Source organism: Xanthobacter aminoxidans (assembly GCF_043193615.1).
Taxonomy (GTDB): domain Bacteria; phylum Pseudomonadota; class Alphaproteobacteria; order Rhizobiales; family Xanthobacteraceae; genus Xanthobacter; species Xanthobacter aminoxidans.
This window is the reverse complement of sequence record NZ_JBAFUS010000005.1, coordinates 107,979-130,266: the sequence shown is the minus strand read 5'-3', so window position 1 is coordinate 130,266 and position 22,288 is coordinate 107,979. Positions and strand designations below refer to the sequence as shown.

20 protein-coding genes are annotated in these 22,288 nt (G+C 68.7%); 10 read left to right on the top strand and 10 right to left on the bottom strand.

Features of this window, described 5'->3' with window-relative positions:
• The first annotated feature begins 4 nt into the window (after window positions 1-4).
• From V5F74_RS21135 to V5F74_RS21125, 3 genes are all read left to right on the top strand, one after another.
• A complete protein-coding gene (locus V5F74_RS21135) occupies window positions 5-757 on the top strand; it encodes a DUF429 domain-containing protein (protein WP_394009914.1) in 753 nt (250 codons plus the stop codon).
• A gap of 84 nt (window positions 758-841) precedes the next feature.
• Window positions 842-2,368 carry an acetyl-CoA hydrolase/transferase family protein gene (locus V5F74_RS21130; RefSeq protein WP_250165407.1) on the top strand — a complete coding sequence of 509 codons (1,527 nt, stop codon included), beginning with the start codon at window positions 842-844 and terminating at the stop codon, window positions 2,366-2,368.
• Between the two features lie 129 nt (window positions 2,369-2,497).
• Window positions 2,498-3,997: a phosphomannomutase/phosphoglucomutase gene (locus V5F74_RS21125; RefSeq protein ID WP_250165406.1), complete on the top strand. Its 1,500-nt coding sequence runs from the start codon at window positions 2,498-2,500 to the stop codon at window positions 3,995-3,997.
• Between the two features lie 36 nt (window positions 3,998-4,033).
• On the opposite strand, the gene V5F74_RS21120 is transcribed toward V5F74_RS21125, so the two are convergent.
• Genes V5F74_RS21120 through V5F74_RS21100 form a run of 5 tightly spaced genes read right to left on the bottom strand, consistent with a single transcriptional unit; the run spans window position 4,034 to window position 7,597 of the window.
• Complete coding sequence (locus V5F74_RS21120) at window positions 4,034-4,342, bottom strand: HigA family addiction module antitoxin (RefSeq protein WP_250165405.1); 309 nt, start codon at window positions 4,340-4,342, stop codon at window positions 4,034-4,036.
• An 8-nt stretch (window positions 4,343-4,350) separates the two neighbouring features.
• Window positions 4,351-4,647 (bottom strand): type II toxin-antitoxin system RelE/ParE family toxin, encoded by a 297-nt coding sequence (locus tag V5F74_RS21115; protein ID WP_394009913.1) that lies wholly within the window; start codon window positions 4,645-4,647, stop codon window positions 4,351-4,353.
• 58 nt (window positions 4,648-4,705) lie between these two features.
• Window positions 4,706-5,650, bottom strand: coding sequence for a sugar kinase (locus V5F74_RS21110; RefSeq protein ID WP_394009912.1), 945 nt, complete (start codon window positions 5,648-5,650; stop codon window positions 4,706-4,708).
• 57 nt (window positions 5,651-5,707) lie between these two features.
• Window positions 5,708-6,406, bottom strand: a complete 699-nt coding sequence (locus V5F74_RS21105) for a lysozyme inhibitor LprI family protein (RefSeq protein ID WP_394009911.1) — start codon at window positions 6,404-6,406, stop codon at window positions 5,708-5,710.
• Window positions 6,407-6,409: 3 nt separating this feature from the next.
• Complete coding sequence (locus V5F74_RS21100; RefSeq protein ID WP_394009910.1) at window positions 6,410-7,597, bottom strand: pyridoxal phosphate-dependent aminotransferase; 1,188 nt, start codon at window positions 7,595-7,597, stop codon at window positions 6,410-6,412.
• 172 nt (window positions 7,598-7,769) lie between these two features.
• Between V5F74_RS21100 and V5F74_RS21095 the strand changes: the two genes are divergently transcribed.
• Both V5F74_RS21095 and V5F74_RS21090 read left to right on the top strand, forming a co-directional pair.
• Window positions 7,770-8,882 (top strand): NAD(P)/FAD-dependent oxidoreductase, encoded by a 1,113-nt coding sequence (locus V5F74_RS21095; protein ID WP_394009909.1) that lies wholly within the window; start codon window positions 7,770-7,772, stop codon window positions 8,880-8,882.
• Between the two features lie 34 nt (window positions 8,883-8,916).
• A complete protein-coding gene (locus V5F74_RS21090) occupies window positions 8,917-9,684 on the top strand; it encodes an aldolase/citrate lyase family protein (RefSeq protein WP_394009908.1) in 768 nt (255 codons plus the stop codon).
• A 3-nt stretch (window positions 9,685-9,687) separates the two neighbouring features.
• Here the strand turns inward: V5F74_RS21090 and V5F74_RS21085 are convergent, their stop codons facing one another.
• From V5F74_RS21085 to V5F74_RS21075, 3 genes are all read right to left on the bottom strand, one after another.
• A complete protein-coding gene (locus V5F74_RS21085) occupies window positions 9,688-11,235 on the bottom strand; it encodes an AMP-binding protein (protein WP_394010008.1) in 1,548 nt (515 codons plus the stop codon).
• A gap of 235 nt (window positions 11,236-11,470) precedes the next feature.
• Window positions 11,471-11,764: a hypothetical protein gene (locus V5F74_RS21080; RefSeq protein ID WP_245272188.1), complete on the bottom strand. Its 294-nt coding sequence runs from the start codon at window positions 11,762-11,764 to the stop codon at window positions 11,471-11,473.
• 53 nt (window positions 11,765-11,817) lie between these two features.
• On the bottom strand, window positions 11,818-12,510 hold the full coding sequence (locus V5F74_RS21075) for a cold-shock protein (RefSeq protein ID WP_029556186.1): 693 nt from the start codon (window positions 12,508-12,510) through the stop codon (window positions 11,818-11,820).
• A 479-nt stretch (window positions 12,511-12,989) separates the two neighbouring features.
• Here V5F74_RS21075 and V5F74_RS21070 point away from each other — a divergent pair, with 479 nt between their 5' ends.
• Entirely contained in the window at window positions 12,990-13,667 is a 678-nt protein-coding gene (locus V5F74_RS21070) for a nitroreductase family protein (protein ID WP_081837512.1), read from the top strand.
• 6 nt (window positions 13,668-13,673) lie between these two features.
• On the opposite strand, the gene V5F74_RS21065 is transcribed toward V5F74_RS21070, so the two are convergent.
• Window positions 13,674-13,910: a hypothetical protein gene (locus tag V5F74_RS21065; RefSeq protein ID WP_029556184.1), complete on the bottom strand. Its 237-nt coding sequence runs from the start codon at window positions 13,908-13,910 to the stop codon at window positions 13,674-13,676.
• Between the two features lie 184 nt (window positions 13,911-14,094).
• Here V5F74_RS21065 and V5F74_RS21060 point away from each other — a divergent pair, with 184 nt between their 5' ends.
• Both V5F74_RS21060 and V5F74_RS21055 read left to right on the top strand, forming a co-directional pair.
• The gene (locus V5F74_RS21060; protein ID WP_029556183.1) at window positions 14,095-15,702 is read left to right on the top strand and encodes a gamma-glutamyltransferase family protein; all 1,608 of its coding nucleotides are present in this window, start codon (window positions 14,095-14,097) and stop codon (window positions 15,700-15,702) included.
• Window positions 15,703-15,774: 72 nt separating this feature from the next.
• A complete protein-coding gene (locus V5F74_RS21055; protein ID WP_394009907.1) occupies window positions 15,775-16,662 on the top strand; it encodes a glutaminyl-peptide cyclotransferase in 888 nt (295 codons plus the stop codon).
• 551 nt (window positions 16,663-17,213) lie between these two features.
• Here the strand turns inward: V5F74_RS21055 and V5F74_RS21050 are convergent.
• Window positions 17,214-17,801: a CarD family transcriptional regulator gene (locus tag V5F74_RS21050; RefSeq protein ID WP_024276699.1), complete on the bottom strand. Its 588-nt coding sequence runs from the start codon at window positions 17,799-17,801 to the stop codon at window positions 17,214-17,216.
• 566 nt (window positions 17,802-18,367) lie between these two features.
• Here V5F74_RS21050 and ahcY point away from each other — a divergent pair.
• A complete protein-coding gene (gene ahcY / locus V5F74_RS21045; RefSeq protein ID WP_029556181.1) occupies window positions 18,368-19,765 on the top strand; it encodes an adenosylhomocysteinase in 1,398 nt (465 codons plus the stop codon).
• Window positions 19,766-20,248: 483 nt separating this feature from the next.
• The gene (locus tag V5F74_RS21040) at window positions 20,249-22,135 is read left to right on the top strand and encodes a potassium transporter Kup (RefSeq protein WP_394009906.1); all 1,887 of its coding nucleotides are present in this window, start codon (window positions 20,249-20,251) and stop codon (window positions 22,133-22,135) included.
• Window positions 22,136-22,288: the final 153 nt, after the last annotated feature.

The window sequence follows — 22,288 nt, the reverse complement described above, 5'->3', positions numbered from 1 at the left end:
GGTCATGACCCTGCGTCTCGCCGGCATCGACGGCTGCCGCGGCGGCTGGGTGGTCGCCCGGTGGGACGGCGCCGGCCGGCTCGATCTGATCCGGGTGGCGCGGGTGGAAGCGCTGTTCGACGCGCCGGACGCTCCCGCCATCGCCTGCGTGGACATGCCCATAGGGCTGCCCGAAACCAGCGAAGTCGGCGGGCGCGCAGCAGAGCGGGCGGTGCGCCCCCTGCTGGACAAGCGGCAATCCTCTGTCTTCTCCGTCCCGGCCCGGGCGGCTGTCATGGCCGGCCTGGGGCCGGGAGACGAGCGAGAACGCTTCGCTGCCGCCTGTGCCGCGGCGCTCGCGCATTCGAGCCCGCCGCGCAAGGTCTCCATCCAATGCTTCAACCTCTTCCCCAAGATCGCCGAGCTGGACGAACTGCTGCTGCGCCGGGCGGAGCTGCGGGACCGGCTCGTCGAGTGCCACCCGGAGGTGTCGTTCCGCATCATGAACGGCGCGCCGCTCGATGTGGCGAAGAAGGTGAAGAGCCGTCCCTATCCGCCCGGTCTCGACGTGCGCATCGGCCTCCTCGCCCGTGCCGGCGTGCCAATCGATCTGCTAAATGGGAAGACCGCGGCTGCGCTGGGCGCAGGGCTCGACGATCTGGTGGATGCCTGCGCCTGCGCAGTGACCGCCAAAAGAGTGTTCGAGGGCAACGCCTTGCGCTTCCCCGATCCGCCGGAGCGCGATGGCTTCGGCCTACCAGTGGCCATTACCGCCTGAGCCGCCTTCCCTTTAAGTCGAATTCCGGTGGCCCTGCGCGCCTCGCTATGCGCAAGGGATTGTCTCCACGACGGAATTGCCGACATGCCCGAGAACCGCATCCGCCTCTCGTCCTTGCGTGACAGGATCGTCCCGGCCGAGGAGGCCGCGGCGCTCATCGGCGACGGCATGATCGTGGGCATGAGCGGCTTCACCCGCGCCGGCGAGGCGAAGGCCGTGCCCATGGCGCTGGCCGCCCGCGCCAATGCCGCCCATGCGCGCGGCGAGCCGCTGCGCATCACCCTCATCACCGGCGCCTCGCTGGGCAACGACCTCGACAAGCAGATGGCGGAAGCGCACCTGCTCTCCCGCCGCATCCCGTTCCAGTCCGACCCGGCCCTGCGCAAGGCGATCAACGCCGGCGAGGTGATGTTCGTGGACCAGCACCTGTCCGAGACGGTGGAGCACCTGCGCACCAACCAGCTCGGCCCCATCGACGTGGCGGTGATCGAGGCGGTGGGCATCACCGCGTCCGGCGGCATCATTCCCACCACCTCGGTGGGCAATTCGGCCACCTTCGCCATCCTGGCGAAGAAGGTCATCGTCGAGATCAACCTCACCCAGCCGGCGGAGCTGGAGGGGCTGCACGACATCTACATCCCCACCCGCCGCCCGTTCCGCGAGCCGATCCCGGTGGTGACGCCGGAAAGCCGGGTGGGCCTGCCCTTCATTCCCGTCGACCCGGAGAAGATCGCCGCCATCGTGGTGACGCGGAAGCTGGATTCCGCCTCCAACGTGCTGCCGCCGGACCCCGAGACTGCCGCCATCGCCGGCCATCTCATGGAATTCCTGAAGCACGAGGTGAAGCTCGGCCGCATGACGAACCGCCTGCAGCCGCTGCAGGCCGGCATCGGCACCATCGCCAACGCGGTGATGCACGGCTTCATCGAGAGCCCGTTCTCAGACCTCACCATGTATTCCGAGGTGCTCCAGGATTCGACCTTCGACCTGTTCGACGCCGGCAAGCTGAACTTCGCCTCCGGCTCGTCCATCACCCTGTCGAAGCCGAAGTACGACCAGGTGATGCCGCGCATCACCGACTACAAGTCGCGCCTCATCCTGCGGCCGCAGGAGATTTCCAACCATCCCGAGATCATCCGCCGCCTCGGCCTCATCGGCATCAACACGGCGCTGGAATTCGACATCTACGGCAACGTCAATTCCACCCATGTGGGCGGCACCCACATGATGAACGGCATCGGCGGCTCCGGCGATTTCGCCCGCAACGCCTATCTCTCGGTGTTCGTCACCAAGTCCATCGCCAAGGGTGGCGCGCTGTCCTCGGTGGTGCCCATGGTGAGCCATGTGGACCACACCGAGCATGACGTGGACATCCTCGTCACCGAGGTGGGCCTCGCCGACCTGCGCGAGCTGGCCCCCCGCGAGCGGGCGCGCGTCGTCATCGCCAATTGCGTGCATCCGCTCTATCGCGATGCGCTGTCGGACTATTTCGAGCGGGCCACGGCGCGCGGCGGGCACACCCCGCACATCATCGAGGAGGCCCTCGCCTGGCACGTGCGGGCGCGGGAAGAGGGCACCATGCTCCCGGAAATGACACGGAAGATCGCGTGACCGCCACGGCGGCGTCACCGTGCTGCCGCCGCGAGGGGAACTAATCCCAAGCGCAGCCGTTCGTTCGGTCACGAATCCGTGCTATCTCGCGACCGCGAAATTTTGCGTGCCTGCGGAGGAATGGTCCCCATGTTCCCGACGCCGAAGCCGGTCCTGACGCCCAATACCTACGCCTACGAGTCCGAGCCCATGGTGAAGCCGACCGGCTTCCGGGAGTATGACGCCCGCTGGTTGTTCCAGAAGGAAATCAACCTGATGGGCGTGCAGGCCCTCGGCATGGGCCTCGGCACCCTCATGCACGAGATGGGCGTGAAGCCCGAGATCGTCACCGGTCACGACTTCCGCTCCTATTCCTCCTCCATCAAGCTGGCGCTGGTCTCCGGCCTCATGGCGGCGGGCATCAAGGTTCATGACATCGGCCTCGCCATGTCGCCCATGGCCTATTTCGCCCAGTTCGCGCTGGACGTGCCGGCTGTGGCGATGGTCACCGCCTCGCACAACGACAACGGCTGGACCGGCGTGAAGATGGGCGTGAACCGCCCGCTCACCTTCGGCCCGGACGAAATGAGCCGGCTGAAGGACATCGTTCTGTCGGCTAAGTTCGACCTGAAGGGCGGCGGCGCCTATGTGTTCGTCGAGAACTTCCCCGAGGTCTACATCAAGGACCTCACCAACCGGCCGAAGCTGAAGCACCCCATCAAGGCGGTGGTGGCCTGCGGCAACGGCACGGCCGGCGCCTTCGCGCCGAAGATCCTCGAGGCGCTGGGCGTCGAGGTGGTGCCGCTCGATACCGAGCTGGACCACACCTTCCCCAAGTACAATCCCAACCCCGAGGACATGGAGATGCTCCATGCCATGCGGGACGCGGTGCTGGAGCACAAGGCGGACGTGGCCCTCGGCTTCGACGGCGACGGCGACCGCTGCGGCGTGGTGGACAACACCGGCGAGGAGATCTTCGCCGACAAGGTGGGCGTGCTGCTCGCCCGCGACCTCGCCAAGCTCTATCCCAACTCCACCTTCGTGGTGGACGTGAAGTCCACCGGCCTGTTCGCCACCGACCCCGAGCTGATCAAGCTCGGCGTGAAGGCGGACTACTGGAAGACCGGCCATTCCTACATGAAGCGCCGGGTGAACGAGACCGGCGCGCTGGTGGGCTTCGAGAAGTCCGGCCACTACTTCTTCAACAAGCCCGTGGGCCGCGGCTATGACGACGGCCTCGTCTCCGCCATCGCCGTGCTCGACATGCTGGACCGCAACCCCGGCAAGAAGCTCTCCGAGCTGCGCGAGGCGCTGCCCAAGACCTGGTCCTCGCCCACCATGTCCCCCCACTGCGCGGACGAAGCCAAGTACGGCGTCGTCGCCAAGGTGGTGGAGCATTACGAGAAGCTGGCGGCTGAAGGCGCGACCGTTACCGGCCAGAAGATCCGCGACCTCGTGACGGTGAACGGCGTGCGCGTCACCTGCGAGGACGGCTCCTGGGGCCTGCTGCGCGCCTCCTCCAACAAGCCCGAGCTGGTGGTGGTGGTGGAAAGCCCGGTCTCCGAAGCCCGCATGCGCGAGATGTTCAAGGAGATCGACGGCGTGCTGCGCCAGCACCCAGGCATCGGCGAATACAACCAGACCATCTGAGGCGGCGCGTCGCCTCGGACATTGGGCGGCCAGGGATCAGGCGGCCGGAGCCAACGGCTTCGCCCGCTCGATCCGCGCCCGCTCCTCCGGCGAGTTCAGCGTCTGCCAGAGATCTGTGCGGCGCTGGACGTTCAGCCAGAAATCGGCGCTGTTGCCGAACACCCGCGCCAGAATGAGCGCCGTCGCGGCCGTGACCGAGCGGCGCTCATTGCACAGCTCGTTGACGTGCTTCCTCGGAACGCCCATCGCCTCGGCCAGCGCCGCCTGGGTGAGGCCCAGCGGCTCCATGAATTCCTCCACGAGGATTTCGCCGACCCCGGCCGGCTTGCGCTTGGTCATCCGCATGAGTGGCCTCACCGATAGCTGTGGTCATCGAGGTAAAGATCGAAGGCTTCGCCGTTCTCGCCATCCCACCGGAAAATGAGCCTCCACCTGAGGTTCACGCGGATCGAGTGCAGGCCATCGAGCGTGCCGCGCAGCTTCTCGAAATGATTGCTCGGAGGCACGCGCAGATCCTGATCGGTGGTCGCGTCGTCGATCATCTGAAGCTTTCGGAACAGCCGATCCTCGATATCCGCCGGGATGTGGCGGGAGCGCGTGTCATCGACAAAGAACGCTTCCAGCCACGCATCGCGGAAGCTGACGATCATTTTGCCCCCCGGTTTAGACCCAATGTACCACTCAATGGTACATTGGGCAACTTTTCCCTCAATGCGCCGTCGCGCCCTCCTGCGCGGCGCGGGGGATGATGGCGCCGCGGTGCATGATGACCTCGGCGGCGAGGCGGTGGCCGGCCTGGGCGGCGGCTTCCGGCGTCGCGCCGGCGATGCGGGCGGCGAGATAGCCAGCATTGAAGCTGTCGCCGGCGCCGGTGGTGTCGAGGGGGGAGACGGTGCGCTCCACCGGCACCTCCACGGTGCGGCCCTCGGCATGAACCAGCGCGCCGCCGGCCCCGTTCTTCACCACCACCTCGCTCACCCCGTAGGTGCTGATGCGCTCGATGGTGGCGGCGGGGGAGGCATCGCCCCACAGGGCGGCCTCGTCCTCGAAGGTGGGCAGCGCCATGGAGGACCGCTTCAGCGCCTCGGCGAACACGGTGCGGGCGCGGGAGAGATCGCCGCCCCAGCCGCGCGGGCGGAAATTGCCGTCGAACACCCGCCAGGCCGGCGGCCCTGAGCGGCTGTCGCCGGCCCCGCCCGCCATCTCCAGCGCAGCGAGGAAGCGGCCGAGCCCCTGGTTGGAATAGAGCGACAAGGTGATGCCGGAGAAATAGACCGCGCCCGCCCCCACCAAAGCCGCCGCCACCTCCTGCCAGCCGTCCGCCTCGAACAGGGCGCGGGCGGGGGCGGTGTCGCGCCAGTAATGGAAGCTGCGCTCGCCGGCATTGTCGGTGGTGATGAGATAGAGGCCGGGCACCTTGCCGCTGACGCGCGGGATCAGGCTCATGTCCACGCCCTCCGCCGCGCCGAGGGCGAGGATGTCGCCGGAGAAGGCGTCGTCGCCGAGGGCGGTGGCGTAGGCTACGTCCACGCCGGCCCGGGCGAGATAGACGGCGGTGTTGAAGGTGTCGCCGCCGAAGGCGAGGCCGAAGCGCCCGTCGGAACCGCGGGCGAGTTCCACCATCACCTCGCCCACACAGACCACTTTCGCCACGGGTGCCTCCGTTATCGTGCCCTGCGCCGGGCGCCGGACCCTATCATAGGGAAAGGCTCAATCCACCGGCGGCGGCACCGGGTGGGTCCAGGTGCCGTCGCGCGGCGCCGGGTCAGTGGGGCCGGGCTTGGCGGCGTCGGTGGCGCCCTCGGGCTGGGGCGTGCCGTAGCGGGCGCGCAGATCGGCGGCGCGGCCGCGGTTGGCGGCGATGAGGCAGAGGGAGCGCTGCTCGAAATTGCCGATGCCGCGCGGCCCCTCGAACGGCGCGACGCCCTGGCAGTCGAGATTGCGGAACAGCAGGAAGCGCGATTGCGCCTCGTCGAGCTGGGTCTTCCAGCGGGCGCGCTGGGTGCCTTGCAGGTCGGTGCGCGCCTCGATGACGGTGAAGGCGTTGGCCAGCTCCGCCTCCAGCGCCTGCTCGGAGGTGCGGGTCACGTCATAGAGGCAGCGATTGTATTGCCCGCCGGACACCTTCTCGCGCGGGCAGGCGACGACCACCTTCCACCGCTCCGGCGTCGCCGCATCGCCGTCGGCGCGGGCAGTGGCCTGGCGCGCCTGGGATGGGCCCGACGGCAGGTCCGCATCGGCCGGAATGGCCGGCTCCGGCTCGGGCTCCGGCAGAGCGGGGGCGACCCTGGGGGCGGGACCCTCCGGCGGCGGGCGCGTCAGCACCAGCAGCACGGGCGAGAAGGCCAGCAGCACGAGGGCGAGGGCGAGAAGCGCCCGCCGGCCCGTCCACCGCCGCGCCGCCCCCACGCCTCAGGCCACCTTGCGGTTGGCGGCGAGGAAATCGCCCATGCGGCCGAGCGCGGCGGTGATGTTCTCCCGCGAGGTGGCGTAGGAGAGGCGCAAATAGCCCTCGCCATGGACGCCGAAATCCGGCCCGCCGATCACCGCCACGCCCGCCTCCTCCAGCAGGGCCGAGGCGAGCTTCTTGGCGGCGGTCCAGCCGGTGCCGGTGATGTTGGGGAAGGCATAGAAGGCGCCCTTGGGCGTCGCGCAGGTGACGCCGGGCAGCGCGTTCAGCCCCTCCACCACCATGCGGCGGCGGGCGTCGAACTCGGCGGTCATAGCGAACACCGCATCCTGCGGGCCTTCCAGCGCGGCGATACCGGCATACTGTGTCGCGGCGTTGACGCAGGACCAGCAGTTCACCGCCAGCTTGCGCACCTGGTCGTAGAGGCTCTTCGGCCAGATGGAATAGCCGAGGCGCCAGCCGGTCATGGCGTAGGTCTTGGACCAGCCGTTGAGCAGGATCAGCCGGTCGCGGATCTCGGGATAGGCGAGGAGCGTGCGGTGCTCCTCCCCGTCGAAGAGGAAGCGGTCGTAGATCTCGTCCGACATGAGCGCGACGTGGGGATGGGCGGCGAGGCCCTTCACCAATCTGTCGATCTCGGCGGCGGGGGTGACGCCGCCCGTGGGGTTGGCCGGCGAATTGATGATGAGCAGCCGCGTCTTCGGCGTGATGAGGGCGAGCGTCTCCTCCGCCGAGAAGGCGAAGCCGTTCTCCTCGCGGATTGGCACCGGGATGGGCGTCGCGCCGGTGTGCTCGATCATGGAGCGGTAGATGGGAAAGCCGGGATCGGGATAGAGGATTTCCGCGCCGGGCTCGCCGAACAGGCGGATGGCCGCATACATGGTCACCTTGCCGCCGGGCACGATCATCACGAGGTTCGGGTCCACCTCGACGCCGTAGCGGCGGTTGAGATCGCCGGCCACCGCCTCGCGCAGGGGCAGGATGCCGACCGAGGGGGTGTAGCCGTGCTGGCCGTCGCGCAGCGCCTTCACCGCCGCCTCGACGATGTGGGCCGGCGTCTGGAAGTCGGGCTGGCCGATGCCGAGGTTGAGGATGGAGCGCCCCTCCGCCTGAAGCGCCGTGGCGCGGGCGAGGACGGCGAAGGCGTTCTCCTCGCCGATGCGGTCGAAGGCGGGATTGGTGGTGAGCATGGCTGGCAGATCCTCGGGCGCGCGGCGTCTCGCGCGCCGCGTTCAAAAAGGACGCCTTGGATAGCACCGAAGGTGCGGGGTGGGGAGTGGGGGAAAACCTGCTGCAGCGCGCAAAGCGTGGCCGTGGCCAGCATGTTACGAGGGATCGAGTGCCGAATCGCGAGGAGCCCCCATGCCCGCATCGACCGCCCGTCTGCCGTTCGAGGACACCGAGATCGCCATCGTCGGCGCCGGCATCGTCGGCCTGTCGGTCGCCCACACCCTGACGCGCCTCGGCATCTCCGTGCGCTGCTTCGATGCGGGTGCGGCGGGCGGCGCCCAGTCGGCCGGGGGCTCGCGCATCATGCGCGCGGCCTACAACGATCCCCGCATGCTCTGGCTCGCCCGCAAGGCCAGCACCGGCTGGGCGCGCTGGGAGGAGGAGGCCGGCCGCCCCCTCATCGAGCGCACCGGCTCCTTCCTCATCGTCGAGCAGGCGGAGGCGGAGCTGAAGCGCCTCGCCGGGCTCGACCTGAAGGTCCGCTTCGTCTCCCCCGCCGAGCAGGAAGAACTGCTGCCGGTGCATCGGCCCTGGGCGAAGCCGGTGATCCTGGAGGAGGAGGCCGGCACCATCCGCGCCCGCGACAGCATCGAATGGCTCGCCGGCACGCTGGGCGATGCGCTGCACGAGCACACGCCGGTGCTGGGCCTCACCCAGCGGTCGGGCCATGTGCTGGTCTCCACCCGCAGCGCCATCTACCGGGCGCGGCGCGTGCTGGTGGCGGCGGGCATGCAGACGCCGGTGCTCGCCGGCGCCATGGGCGTGAAGGTGCCGCAGGTCTACAGCGTCCACCAGCGCCTGCTCTTCCCCATGAACGGCGACCTCGCGGCGCGGCCCATGGTCTCCTTCCGCGACAAGAGCGACCACCGCCACGGCGTGCTCTACACCTACGGCCTGCCGGCGCTGCATGACGGCCTGTTCGCCGTGGGCCTGGAGCCGAGCGACGCCGACCGCAGCGGCGGCGGCCATCCCGACCAGGTGATCGAGCACACGCTGGCGCTGGCGGCGCAGACGCTGCCTGGCCTCGACACGTCGCGCTTCACCATCGAGAGCTGCGTCTCCACCTCGCTGGAGCATCCCGACGACGGCGCGCCATGGGAATCCGAGCGCCTCGAGGTGGTCAGGCGTGGCGCGGTGGACTTCTTCGCCGGCGGCCACCTCTTCAAGTTCGCTCCTGCGCTGGGCGAGATGCTCGCCGGCATGGTGCTGGGCGAGGAGGTGCCGGCTATGCTGCGGCCGGAATAAGCTTCGCCGATAAGAATCCCCCGAAGGAAACGCCATGCAACTGCCCGAGAACCCGTTCAAGCGCGCGCTCCATGCCGGCACCCAGCAGATCGGCCTGTGGTGCGCCGTGCCCTCCAATTATGTCTCGGAGATTCTCGCCGGCGCGGGCTTCGACTGGCTGGTGCTGGACACCGAGCATGCGCCCAACGAGCTGCCCAACGTGTTCAACCAGCTCCAGTCCATGGTGGGCTACGGCACCCAGCCGGTGGTGCGGGTGCCGTGGAACGATGCGGTGACGCTGAAGCGCTTCCTCGACATCGGCACCCAGAGCTTCCTCATCCCCATGGTCCAGAATGCCGAGGAGGCCCGCGCGGCGGTGGCGGCGACGCGCTATCCGCCGGATGGCATCCGCGGCTATGCGGTGGCCTCCCGCGCCACCCGCTTCGGCCGCATCGGTGATTACTTCACCCGCTATGCCGACGAGATGTGCGTGCTGGTGCAGGTGGAGACCATGGAAGCGCTGGAGAAGGTGGAGGAGATCGCCGCCGTGCCGGGCGTGGACGGCATCTTCATCGGCCCCGGCGACCTCTCCGCCTCCATGGGCCTCTTGCACCAGCCCACCCACCCGAAGGTGGTGGACGCCATCGAGGACGGGCTGAGGCGCATCCGCGCCGCCGGCAATCGCGGCGGCGTGCTGGTGGTGGGCGACGAGGCTTTGGCCCGTCGCTACATGGCGGCCGGCTCGGTGTTCACCGCCGTGGGGGTGGATGCCGCTCTGTTCGCCCGCAGCGCCGAGGCGCTGGCCAAGCAGTACAAGGCATAGGCGTTAGTCGCGCAGCATCCGGCGGATGACCTTGCCGGTGGTGGTGAGCGGCAGCTCGTCCACGAACTGGATCTCGCGGGGATATTCGTAGGCCGCGAGGCGCGTGCGCACGAAGTCGCGAATCTCCGCCTCCAGCTCCGGCGTGGGCTCCACGCCGGGCATGGGCACGATGACCGCCTTGACGATCTCCGTGCGCAGCGGGTCCTTCTTGCCCACCGCGGCGGCCATGGCGACGGCGGGGTGCTTCAGCAGCACGTCCTCGATCTCCGCTGGGCCGATGCGGTAGCCGGCCGAGGTGATGACGTCGTCGTCCCGGCCGAGGAAGTGGAAATAGCCCTCCTCGTCCCGCGTCGCGAGATCGCCGGTGAGCAGCCAGCCGTCCTTCACTTTGTCGGCGGTGGCTTCGGGGCGGTTCCAGTAGGTGAGGAACATCACCGGGTCGGGCGTGCGCACGGCGATCTGGCCCATCTGGCCGGGCGGCAGAATGCGCCCGTCCTCGCCCAGCACCGCCACCTCATGGCCGGGCACCGCCTTGCCGGTGGCGCCGGCCTTGGCCACGCCCAGCGCGGCCGAGGAGCCGATGACGTAGTTGCATTCGGTCTGGCCGTAGAATTCGTTCACCGGCACGCCGAGGGCCTCGCGACCCCAGTCGAACGTCTCGGCGCCCAGAGCCTCGCCGGCCGAGCCCACCGTGCGCAGCGCGAAGCCGAACTTTTCGCGCGGGTTCTGCACCTGCCGCATCATGCGCAGCGCGGTGGGCGGGATGAAGACGTTGCGCACCTCGGCGCGCTTCATCAGAGCGAAGGCGGCTTCGGGATCGAACTTGCCCCGCGGCTGCGCCACCACAGGCACGCCCAGCGCCAGCGCCGGCAGCACGGTGTTCAGGAGCCCGCCGGCCCAGGCCCAGTCGGAGGGCGTCCACATGCGGTCGCCCGCCTGCCCGATGCCCTCATGGGTGAAGGTGACGCCGCTCACATGGGCGAACAGCACCCGGTGGCCGTGCAGCGCGCCCTTGGGCTGGCCGGTGGTGCCGGAGGTGTAGATCATCAGCGCCGGATCGTCCGGGCCGGAGGATATGGGAAGCGGGCGGTCGGAGGCCGCCTCCACCAGAGCGGAGAAGCCGACGGCGCCGTCGCGCGGGCCGTCCACATTGACCACGAGATCCAGCGCCTCGGGCCGCGCGAGCAGCTTGGCGAGGCCGGCATCGTCGGTGACGAGGGCGCGGGCGCCGGAATCCAGAAGGCGGTAGGCGATGGCATCCACGCCGAACGCGCCGGCCAGAGGCACCGCGATGGCGCCCATCTTGTAGACGGCGAGATGGGTGACGAGCACTTCCAGCGACTGGGGGAGCAGAATGGCCACCCGGTCGCCGGGCCGGATGCCGGAGGCGACGAGCGCATGGGCCAGCCGGTTGGAGAGCCGCGCCAGCGCGCCGTAGGAGACCGGGGAGAAGCCGTCGCCCGAGGGCAGGAAGAGCGCGGGACGGTCCGGATGCTGCGCCGCGATCGCATCGCAGGCGTGCACCGCCATATTGTAGCGCTCCGGCACCATCCAGAGGAAAGCGCGGCGCCGGCGCTCATAGGCGCTGGAACGCTCGTATTCGCTGGAAACTGCGCCTGATCCCGATGCGCCCGTGCTGTGCGCCAGCATCCCGACCCGTGCCTTTCCGCCCCGCCCTTTTGTTGCGGTGCACGCTACAGGCTCGCGCGGCCAAGGTCCACCCGGCCGTTAGCCGGGGCAACTCGCAGCGGATTCGGGGAGGATCAGGGACCGGCGGCCGGACGGCTCAGCGCCGCACGCCTTCTTCCTGCATGAGGGCTTCGGTGGCCGCGATGGCCCCTTCCAGCTCGGAAATCTTGCGCAGCATGCCATCGGAGGGAAGGGTGGAGCCCTTGGCTGCGGTGAGGACCAGCTCGCGCTGGGCCGCCTTGAGGCGATCGAGAAGGCTTGCGAGGTCAGCCTCGGCCTGTTGCGCCATGGTGGTATTGAACTCCGGCATCGCTCCCAGGCTGCGCCTGCGGAACGGAAACTGCAAAAACGGAAACGGCGCCGCGCTTGCGCCCGGCACCGCTGGTTGCATTGCTCTTCACCGCCGCCCGGACGAACCGGCCGGCGGCAAAGGGATCTGCGAGATCAGTCGGCGAGCTCGATGCCGCGGGCTTCGGGACCCTTGGGGCCCTGACCCACCTGCACCACAACGCGCTGGCCTTCGGCGAGGTCGCTGAGGCCGGAACGGGAGATGACGGTGACGTGCACGAACACGTCCTTGCCGCCGCCCTCAACCGCGATGAAGCCGAAGCCCTTCTCGGGGTTGTACCACTTCACGGTGCCCACGCGCTCTTCGGTGGGGCCGGTCGCGGCACGGGGGCCACCACCCGCGCGGGGGGCGCCGCCGAAGCCGCCGCCACCGCCGAAACCACCGCCGCCGGCACGGTCGCCGAAGCTGCGGCGGGCCGGAGCGGCTTCCGCGGTCGAGGTGTCGACTTCGAGCACTTCAGTGACCTGACGGCCCTTCTGGCCCTGGCCGACGCGCACCGACAGCTTGGAGCCGGGGGGCACGCTTTCCTGGCCGGCGGCCTCGAGGGCGCGGGCGTGCAGGAACACGTCACCCGAACCGTCGGACAGCTCGACGAAGCCGAAACCCTTCTCAGGGTTGAACCACTTCACCGTGGCGTCGATGGTCGGGCCGGAGGGGGCGGGGGCGCTGAAGCTGCTGCTGGGCGAGGAAAAAGGACGATCCCCTCCGAAGCCGCGGTCACGCGGCGGCGCAAAGTCGTCATCAAAGCCACGGCGGCGCGGCTCTCGGAAGTCTCGGTTACGGCTCATGTGTATTTCCGTTGAGGTCAGTCGCCAATTTTGGCTTAGGGCCATCCACCACTGCCGGACAATGATGCGTTTCTTCGTGCCACACTTTAACTTGCACGCTTCGGGCGTATTAAATTCCGCCTTCGCACAACGCCTGTTCCAGCCACCCGCGTCTCGCCTCGCAGCCTATATGACAGGTCGGAAAACATGCCCACGCACTCGGGCGCACGGCTCCGACCAACATCCAGACTAACACATCTCTCCCGCTTTGGTACATGAATGTTGGGCGATGGCGCGGCGAGATTGTTGCGCAGCATCTCGCGCGGGGGTCCCGTCCGTCCGGACCCGCCCGTTCGGCAGGTGATGGGCGCCCCCGGCGGCGACGCGAAGACTTCTAGTTTGATTGTACCTCGTTCTATTTTGCGGCGGTGCATCTATTCATGGGGACTCAAGTGGGCGCCCCATTGGCCGTTCCCGCGCCTGCCCTTCAGGAGGCCGCCATGGCCGAAGCCGTCGAATCCCGATCCCCCGGCCGTGAGGCCGCATCGCCCCCGCACGGCCATGGCGCGGCGGCGGCCTACCAGACGCCGCTGGCGGATGTGCCGGTCTTTCCCGGGACGCTGGATCTGCTGGAGACACGCCGTTCCCTGCCGTTGCGGGCGCTGCTGGACCCCGGCCCGACGCCGCAGGAGCTGGACCGCATGCTCGCCATCGCCGCGCGGGTGCCGGACCATGGCCGGCTGGTGCCGTGGCGCTTCATCGTCATCGAGGGGGCGGCGAGCGAAGCGGCCGGGGCGCGGCTCGATGCGCTCTATGCCGCGCAGAATCCGGGCCTCGCGCCTGACAAGGCGCGCATGTGGCGGGACTATCTGATGCGGGCGCCCGTCACCGTGGTGGTGGTGAGCCGGGCGGACCCGGCCGCCAAGATCCCCGAGCTGAACCAGATTCTCTCCGCCGGGGCGGCCGCGATGAATCTGGTGGTGGCGGCGACGGCGCTGGGCTTTTCCGCGCTGTGGCTGCTGAAGTGGCCGGGGCGTGACCCTGCGGCGGCGGCGCTGCTGGGGGTCGGGGCGGGGGAGAAGGTGGCCGGCTTCATCCATATCGGCCGACCGGCGACGCGTCCGGACGACCGCCCGCGCCCGGCGCTCGCCGACGTGGTGACGCGCTGGCAGCCGTGAGACGGCTCAGTTCAGCGACATCTCCACCTGATAGGCGCGGCGGAAGTACTTCACCGAGATATAGAGCGCGACGAGGCCGAACAGCGCCATCAGGGCGTATTCGCCGATATCGCCGAGGTGCATCAGGCCGGCCAGGGCCCAGCCGGCGGCGATGGCGGTGGCAATGGCCTGGGTGGCGACCAGCGTCGTGGCGCTCACCACGGTGAACAGGCTGCCGCCCCCCGTCTTGCCCAAACCCGCCATTCCAGTCTCCCGATACCGTCCGGCGCAATCACGCCAAACCGCGCGGCGGGCGTCGGACACTGGAGTCTTTCGCCGGCCGCTGCTCTATAAGGGGCGGAAACTGCGCTGGGCGCGGCGCCGGGTCAAGTCCGCCGATCCCGTCCGCACGCCTGTCCTCCCTCCCGTCCTGCCCCCGAGGAGCCTCATGCTGGCCGCTGAAGAGTATGAAAGCACCCACGCCGCCCGCGGTATCGTTGCCGCGCCCCATCACCTGGCCGCCGCGGCGGGGCAGGAGGTGCTGGCCGAAGGCGGCAACGCCGTCGAGGCCATGATCGCGGCGGCGGCGGCCATCGCCGTGGTCTATCCGCACATGAACCATGTGGGCGGCGACGGCTTCTGGCTCATCCGCGAGCCGTCCGGGCGGGTGCGCTATATCGAGGCGTGCGGCTTCGCCGGTAGCCTCGCCACCATCGCCCGCTACCACGACCTCGGCTTCGAGACGATCCCCACCCGCGGCCCGAACGCCGCTGTCACCGTGCCCGGCGCGGTGGGCGGCTGGGCGCTGGCGCTGGATGCGGCGCGCGGCCATGGCGGGCGGATGACCCTGCGCCGGCTGCTGGAGCCGGCCATCCGCTTCGCCCGCGAGGGCGTGCCGGTGACGCGCTCCCAGACGCGGCTCACCCGCGAGAAGCGGGCGGAACTGGAGAATGCTCCGGGCTTCGCCGAGGTGTTCCTGCCCGGCGGCGAAGTGCCGGAGGAGGGATCGCTGCAGCGCCAGCCGCGCCTCGCCGACACGCTGGACCACCTCGCCGCCGCCGGCCTCGCCGATTTCTATCGGGGCGATGTGGGTCGCGAGATGGCGTCGGACCTGGAGCGCATCGGCAGCCCCGTCACCCGCGCCGATCTCGAGCGCTATAGCGCCCGCGAGCGCCCGCCGCTGGAGATGAAGATCGGCGGCGCCCGCCTGTTCAACGCCCCGCCGCCGACGCAGGGCCTCGCCTCCCTCCTCATCCTCGGCCTGTTCGACCAGCTCAAGGTGGCGCGGGCGGAGACGTTCGAGCACATCCATGGGCTGGTGGAGGCCACCAAGCGCGCGTTTCTGGTGCGCCAGCAGGTGGTGTGCGATCCCGAGCACCTGCCGCACGATCCCGCCGCCTTCCTCGATCCCAAGGCGCTGGCGCAGCGGGCGGCGAAGATCGACATGGGGCGGGCGCTGGCCTGGCCGCACGAGGCGAAGCCCGGCGATACCATCTGGATGGGCACGGCCGATTCCTCGGGGCTGGCGGTGTCCTACATCCAGTCCATCTATTTCGAGTTCGGCTCGGGCTGCGTGCTGCCGTCCACCGGCGTGCTGATGCAGAACCGTGGTTGCAGCTTCGTGCTTGATCCGAAGGCGCTCAACCCGCTGCTGCCCGGCCGGCGGCCGTTCCACACCCTCAACCCCGCCCTCGCAGAACTCGCCGATGGGCGCATCCTCGCCTATGGCACCATGGGCGGGGAGGGCCAGCCGCAGACGCAGGCGGCGGTGTTCACCCGCCACGCGCTGTTCGGCGTGCCGCTGGGCGAGGCCATCGCCCGGCCGCGCTGGCTGCTGGGCCGCACCTGGGGCGACCAGGAGACCAATCTGAAGCTCGAATCCCGCTTCGACGGCAATCTCGTCGATCGCCTGCTGTCGGTGGGGCACGAGCTGGTGGTGCTGCCGGAAGCCTACTCCGACACCATGGGCCATGCCGGTGGTGTGGTGATCCACCCCAGCGGACAGCTTGAAGGCGCCCACGATCCGCGCGCGGATGGCGGGGCGGCGGGCGTCTGACGGCTTGAGCTTGACGCCCGGCGCGGCGCGCGCCGACCATGCCGCCAACACCAACACTGGGGGGCGGCGCCAATGACCGGGCAGGGCAGGATCGGGCAGGGCGTGATCGGACGGCGGTCCGTCGTGAAGGGCATGGCCGGGCTCGGCCTGGCGGCGCTGGCCGCCGGCCGTGCCCGCGCGGCGGGCGAGCAGTCATCCACCGGCGAGCCGCCCACCCATGGCCCCATCCAGCTCACCTCCGAGCGGGTGCTGGGGCAGAGCGCCATCCCCGTCTACCGCTACCGGGTGGTGAAGGTGCATCCGCACGACACCTCCTCCTATACGGAGGGTTTCGTGCTGGAGGGCGGCACCATCTATGAGGGCACCGGCCTCTACGGCCGCTCGCGGCTGATCGCGTGGGATCTCAAGAGCGGGCAGGTGCTGCGCGAGCGGGCGCTGGACCCCAACGTCTTCGGCGAGGGCGTGACGGTGATGGGCGAGCGCATCTACCAGCTCACCTATCTCGACAATCACGCCTACGTCTACGACCGCAAGACGTTCGAGCGGATCGGCGCCTTCCGCTACACCGAGCAGGGGTGGGGGATGACCCATGACGGCACCCACCTCATCACCAGCAACGGCTCGTCCTCCATCGTCTTCCGCGATCCCGCCACCTTCGAGCGGGTGCGCACCATCTTCGTCTCCGACGCGGTGGCGCCGCTGGGCTTCCTGAACGAGCTGGAATATGCGGACGGCAAGCTCTACGCCAATGTCTGGCAGAGCCATTTCATCGCCATCATCGATCCGGCGGACGGGAAGATGCTCGGCTGGATCGACCTGTCGGGCCTCAATCCCGACCCGGCGAAGCTGGTCTATCCCTATGTGCTGAACGGCATCGCCTTCGATCCCGCCACTGGCCACCTGCTCGTCACGGGCAAGTGCTGGCCGCATGTGTGGGAGATCGCGCTGGAACCGCGCTGAGCTGGCCCCGACATGAATCCGGCTGCCGTCCGGGGAAGACGACAGCCGGGGAGCTTCGGCCGCGCCGGCGGGGGAGCCCCGCCGCGCCGCACGGGTCACAGCCCGACGCAGATCGCGCCGCTGCTGGGTCTTGGCGTCAAGTCGACCTCCTTGCTCGGTGCCGCGCGCGCAGCCCGGCCTCCGCGCCCGCAGGTGCAGACGCGCCGGACCCCGGCGGGGCTTTCTTGATCTTGTTTGGGATGTTGCCGATCGCGGACGTGAGGGAGCATGAAACGTCTCCATGCCGGCGCCCCCGCCTGCTCAGCGCTGCCATCATAGCGTGCCGGAAGGCCGCGTACACCCCGGCGGGGCGGCCGCGCGAAAACTTGATCCGGCCGCCGCGGCGCTCCCGCCCGGGCAAAAAAGAACCCGGCTTGAGGCCGGGTGCGTCATCCCAAAAAAGAACCCGGCTCGAGGCCGGGTGCGTCATTCCAAAAAAAGAACCCGGCTTGACGCCGGGTTCCTGTCGCTCGCCGTGTAAAACTGGACCCAGAACGCCAGATGCTGGACGCTCAGGCGGCCTCTTCGGCTTCCATGTCCTGGTCGATGTCGGCTTCCTCGGCCACCTTGGCGGCGCCGCGGCGCGGACCCTTGAGGAGGTTCTGCTCGATGAGCTTCACCGCCTCGGTCTCGGTGATGTTCTGCACGGCCGACAGCTCGCGGGCCATGCGGTCAAGGGCGGCCTCGTAGAGCTGGCGCTCGGAATAGGACTGCTCGGGCTGGGCCTCGGAGCGGTAGAGGTCGCGCACCACCTCGGAGATGGCGACGAGGTCGCCGGAATTGATCTTCGCTTCGTATTCCTGCGCGCGGCGGCTCCACATGGTGCGCTTGACGCGGGCGCGGCCCTGCAGGGTCTCGAGCGACTTCTCGACGATGTTGGTCTCGGAAAGCTTGCGCATGCCGACGCTGGCGATCTTGGCGAGGGGCACCCGCAGCGTCATCTTGTCCTTTTCAAACGAGATCACGAAGAGTTCGAGCTTGAAACCGGCGACTTCCTGTTCCTCGATGGCCATGATACGGCCAACACCATGGGACGGGTAAACAATGTGCTCGCCCGTCTTGAAGCCGAGACGGGCCTGCGCGTTCTTCTTTGCCGACATGCTCTTGACACTCCTGATCCGGCCCTGGAAAACCGGGGCCGAACCTGTTGGTGCGCCGGCCGGCCGGTCCGGTCCCGGCAACGGCGCGCACCTTCAGCTGCGGATATGGGTCGCGGCCGGAACGCCCGCCACCCCGCTCTGCCAGACGATATACAGACAGCCTTTGCGCCGCGCCGCAGGAAGACGGCCGGCACCTATTCTCGCCCCTTTGTTCCCGAGAATGCGCCCTGGAATATGCGCGAACACATTGCGGACGCGATGTGGCTGGATGTGGAAGCAATCGACTGTAAAGTCACGTATATCACATTTTTTGTCGGAATCAAAGCGCGTGTGTCGCCAACCTTACCTTGGCCGGCGGCAGGCGGCGACTTGGGGCACGACTGGAGGTCTGCTGGGCGCCGACTTGCGAGGCGTTGCGCGGCGCCGCTTTGCGCAGCGTCGTGACAGGGTCATATAAGCATTTCTTTATATCCTTATTGCCCGTCCGGACCCGCCATGCTAAAGGGCGCGCCATGACCGGCGGCCCGGACCGTGCCGCCCCGAGCCGATCTCAAGCGGAGCGATCCATGAGCAACGATTACGTGGTGAAGGACATCAACCTCGCGGACTGGGGCCGCAAGGAACTGGACATCGCCGAGATCGAGATGCCCGGCCTCATGGCCACCCGCGCGGAATACGGTCCCTCGCAGCCGCTCAAGGGCGCCCGCATCGCCGGCTCGCTGCACATGACCATCCAGACCGGCGTGCTCATCGAGACGCTGAAGGCGCTCGGCGCCGACGTGCGCTGGGCCTCGTGCAACATCTACTCCACCCAGGACCATGCCGCGGCCGCCATCGCCGCCGCCGGCACCCCCGTCTTCGCCATCAAGGGCGAGTCGCTGGAGGAGTACTGGGAGTACACCCACCGCATCTTCGAGTGGGCGGACGGCGGCACCCCCAACATGATCCTCGACGACGGCGGCGACGCGACGCTGCTCGTCCACCTCGGCAAGCGCGCGGAAGAGGGCGACACCGCCTTCCTCGACGGCGCCACCAACGAGGAGGAGGAAGTCCTCTTCGCCGCCATCAAGCGCCGCCTGAAGCACAAGCACGGCTGGTACTCGCAGCTCGCCAAGAACATCCAGGGCGTGACGGAAGAGACCACCACGGGCGTGCATCGCCTCTACGAGATGCAGAAGAAGGGCACGCTGCTGTGGCCCGCCATCAACGTGAACGACAGCGTCACCAAGTCGAAGTTCGACAACCTGTACGGCTGCCGTGAATCGCTGGTGGACGGCATCCGCCGCGGCACCGACGTGATGATGGCCGGAAAGGTGGCCATGGTTGCCGGCTTCGGCGACGTGGGCAAGGGCTCGGCCGCCTCGCTGCGCAATGCCGGCTGCCGCGTGATGGTCTCCGAGGTCGATCCCATCTGCGCCCTGCAGGCGGCGATGGAAGGCTATGAGGTCACCACCATGGAGGATGCCGCCACGCGCGCCGACATCTTCGTGACCGCCACCGGCAATCTGGACGTGATCACCGTGGACCACATGCGGGCCATGAAGGACCGCGCCATCGTCTGCAACATCGGCCACTTCGACAGCGAGATCCAGGTCGCCGGCCTCAAGAACCTGAAGTGGCACAACGTGAAGCCGCAGGTGGACGAGGTCGAGTTCGCCGACGGCAAGCGCATCATCCTCCTGTCCGAGGGGCGCCTCGTGAACCTCGGCAACGCCACCGGCCATCCGAGCTTCGTGATGTCGGCGTCGTTCACCAACCAGACGCTGGCGCAGATCGAGCTGTTCACCAAGCCCGGCCAGTACGACAAGAAGGTCTATACCCTGCCGAAGTCGCTGGACGAGAAGGTGGCGGCGCTGCACCTCGACAAGATCGGCGTGAAGCTCACCAAGCTCACCGACCAGCAGTCGGCCTATATCGGCGTGGCGCAGAAGGGCCCGTTCAAGCCCGAGCACTACCGCTACTGATTGCGCGACGGAACGCGGCGCGCCGCGTCTGTCCTGATGTTCGCGAACGCCGGCCCTCGGGCCGGCGTTCTGCGTTTGGGGGCCGCGCGCGGGGTCCGTGTGGCACCGCATTGTGTTCACCTGCGAACGGGGATAGGTGTTGGGAACCCGCAACGCGCGGGAAGCCGGTTCCGCGATCGCCATGCGGCGGGGTGTCGGAACGGATCGATCCGGGGCATACCGCGCTCCGGGGCGAAGGCTTCCGGTGCCGAGCGGGGGCGGGTTCGGGCCTCGGGACGACCGGGGCGGAGACCTGCAGCGGGGCATGTGCGGGGGCTGGTTGCGGGGGCTTGGCCTTGGACGGTTACGTGCGACGCTCGCGAGGCGCCTTCCTGCGCGATGCATCCGGTTGCGATGCGCATTCTCCCGCCGGCCGGAGCGCCGGTCGCGGTTCGTCACGCTCACCCCTGACGTTCGCGCCCGGCTGAGAGGCAGCCGCCCTTCATGTCCACGAGCTTTTCCCGCGACCGTTCGCGCACCCTGCCGTTCGCTGCGGAGATCGGCGCCCTCGGCGTCGTCTTCGGCGACATCGGCACCAGCCCCCTCTACGCCCTCAAGCAGGGCGTGCTGGCGGTGGGCGGCACCAATTTCATCGGCGCCGACGTGCTCGGCCTGCTCTCCCTCATCACCTGGAGCATCATCCTCTCCGTCACGGTGAAGTACGTCTTCCTCGTGCTCAGGGCGGACAATGACGGCGAAGGCGGCATCCTCGCCCTTGTGACGCTGCTCGATCTCCATCGCAGCGCCATCGGCCTCAGATGGTATTTGCTTGCAGCCGGCCTCCTCGGCGCCGCCATGCTCATCGGCGACGGCGTGCTCACGCCGGCCATGTCGGTGCTCTCCGCCATCGAGGGCCTGCAGGTCATCGCGCCGGAGCTGGAGCATTGGGTGGTGGCGCTCACCTGCCTCGTGCTCGCGGCCATCTTCTTCTCCCAGCGCCTCGGCACCGAGCGCATCGCCTCTTTCTTCGGCCCGGTGATGCTGCTGTGGTTCGGCTCGCTGGCGGCGCTCGGCGTCTACGGCATCCTCCAGGCGCCGCAGGTGATCGCGGGCCTCGATCCGCGCCACGGCATCATGCTGATGGTCCAGCACCCCGGCCTTGCCGGCGTCATCCTCGGCGCCTGCTTCCTGGCGGTGACGGGCGGCGAGGCGCTTTATGCGGACCTCGGGCATTTCGGCCGGCCGGTGATCGCGCGGGCCTGGCTGTTCGTGGCCATGCCGGCGCTGCTGCTCAACTATTTCGGGCAGGGCGCCATCCTGCTGGTGGACCCGAGCGCGGTCCGCAATCCCTTCTACGACCTCTGCCCCGACATGTTCGACATTCCGCTGCTGTTCCTCGCGACGGCGGCGACCGTGATCGCCTCGCAATCCATCATCACCGGCGTGTTCTCGCTGGCGAAGCAGGCCATCGAGCTCGGCTATCTGCCGCCCATGCGCATCCGCTACACCTCGGAGCACAACGAGCAGCACATCTATGTGGGCCGGCTGAACTGGCTGCTGATGATCGCCTGCATCGCCGTGGTGCTGGGCTTCGAGGCGTCCGACCGGCTGGCGTCGGCCTACGGCATCGCGGTGGCGTTCGCCATGGTGACGACCTCCATCCTGTTCATCGCCCAGGTGAAGCGGGCGTGGGGCTGGCCCTCGTTCGCGGTGTGGGCGATGGCGGCGGGCCTGCTGACGGTGGATTTCGCCTTCGCCTCCGCCAACATGACCAAGATCCACGACGGCGGCTGGCTGCCGCTCTCCATTGCGGCGGTCATCATCTTCGTGATGGTCAGCTGGCGCCGCGGCCTCGAGGCGGTGGTGGCCCAGCAGGTGCGCTTTACCGAGCCTCTGGACAATTTCGTCGCCCGCAAGGACCGGGTGAACGATGTGGAGGCGCCGCGCACTGCCATCTTTCTGTCTCGTGCAGGTGCGATGACGCCCGTGGCGCTTTCCCGGATGGCAGACCTGCTGAAGGTCCGGTTCGAGAAGGCGGTTATCGTCTCGGTCTGGATCGCCGCCCGCCCCAGGGTGTCGGTGGAAGACCGGGTCAAGGTGACCACCCTCAATGAGGGGTTCGTGCGGGTCGATCTGCGCTTCGGCTACATGCAGCAGATCGACGTGCCGTCTGTGCTGGGTCCGGCGCTGAGCGCGCGGGGCATCGATCCGGACGCGGCGATCTACGTGATCGGCCACGAGCGGATCATCCCGCCTGACGAGGTCATCAAGCTGAGGGACGTGGTCGCCCACGTCTTCGCGTTCCTCGCGCGCAATGCCGAGCGTTCGGTGGACCGGTTCGGCCTGCCGCGTGCCCGGACGGTGGAGATCGGCTATCCGGTGAAGCTCTGAGCATCCGCTCCGGCACCGGCGGCCAGTCCGATCCCAGCCTTAGGCAGGGCTTACAGTGTATCACGAACCCCAAGACGGCCTGGCTTCGAACGATGCTCCGCAAAAAAAGGCTCCCCATAGGGCAGGGGAGCAAACTACAACAGGGGCGTCCGA

What these genes read in the sequence shown, in the direction of transcription:
- V5F74_RS21040 (WP_394009906.1), top strand. Translation starts at nt 20,249, where the DNA reads ATGTCCACGAGCTTTTCCCGCGACCGTTCGCGCACCCTGCCGTTCGCT.
- V5F74_RS21085 (WP_394010008.1), bottom strand. Translation starts at nt 11,235, where the DNA reads ATGGTGCCGGAGCGCTACAATATGGCGGTGCACGCCTGCGATGCGATC.
- V5F74_RS21130 (WP_250165407.1), top strand. Translation starts at nt 842, where the DNA reads ATGCCCGAGAACCGCATCCGCCTCTCGTCCTTGCGTGACAGGATCGTC.
- V5F74_RS21135 (WP_394009914.1), top strand. Translation starts at nt 5, where the DNA reads ATGACCCTGCGTCTCGCCGGCATCGACGGCTGCCGCGGCGGCTGGGTG.
- V5F74_RS21060 (WP_029556183.1), top strand. Translation starts at nt 14,095, where the DNA reads ATGCTGGCCGCTGAAGAGTATGAAAGCACCCACGCCGCCCGCGGTATC.
- V5F74_RS21080 (WP_245272188.1), bottom strand. Translation starts at nt 11,764, where the DNA reads ATGCAACCAGCGGTGCCGGGCGCAAGCGCGGCGCCGTTTCCGTTTTTG.
- V5F74_RS21125 (WP_250165406.1), top strand. Translation starts at nt 2,498, where the DNA reads ATGTTCCCGACGCCGAAGCCGGTCCTGACGCCCAATACCTACGCCTAC.
- V5F74_RS21050 (WP_024276699.1), bottom strand. Translation starts at nt 17,801, where the DNA reads ATGTCGGCAAAGAAGAACGCGCAGGCCCGTCTCGGCTTCAAGACGGGC.
- V5F74_RS21100 (WP_394009910.1), bottom strand. Translation starts at nt 7,597, where the DNA reads ATGCTCACCACCAATCCCGCCTTCGACCGCATCGGCGAGGAGAACGCC.
- V5F74_RS21070 (WP_081837512.1), top strand. Translation starts at nt 12,990, where the DNA reads ATGGCCGAAGCCGTCGAATCCCGATCCCCCGGCCGTGAGGCCGCATCG.
- V5F74_RS21120 (WP_250165405.1), bottom strand. Translation starts at nt 4,342, where the DNA reads ATGCGGATGACCAAGCGCAAGCCGGCCGGGGTCGGCGAAATCCTCGTG.
- V5F74_RS21055 (WP_394009907.1), top strand. Translation starts at nt 15,775, where the DNA reads ATGACCGGGCAGGGCAGGATCGGGCAGGGCGTGATCGGACGGCGGTCC.
- V5F74_RS21095 (WP_394009909.1), top strand. Translation starts at nt 7,770, where the DNA reads ATGCCCGCATCGACCGCCCGTCTGCCGTTCGAGGACACCGAGATCGCC.
- V5F74_RS21075 (WP_029556186.1), bottom strand. Translation starts at nt 12,510, where the DNA reads ATGAGCCGTAACCGAGACTTCCGAGAGCCGCGCCGCCGTGGCTTTGAT.
- V5F74_RS21115 (WP_394009913.1), bottom strand. Translation starts at nt 4,647, where the DNA reads ATGATCGTCAGCTTCCGCGATGCGTGGCTGGAAGCGTTCTTTGTCGAT.
- V5F74_RS21065 (WP_029556184.1), bottom strand. Translation starts at nt 13,910, where the DNA reads ATGGCGGGTTTGGGCAAGACGGGGGGCGGCAGCCTGTTCACCGTGGTG.
- V5F74_RS21090 (WP_394009908.1), top strand. Translation starts at nt 8,917, where the DNA reads ATGCAACTGCCCGAGAACCCGTTCAAGCGCGCGCTCCATGCCGGCACC.
- ahcY (WP_029556181.1), top strand. Translation starts at nt 18,368, where the DNA reads ATGAGCAACGATTACGTGGTGAAGGACATCAACCTCGCGGACTGGGGC.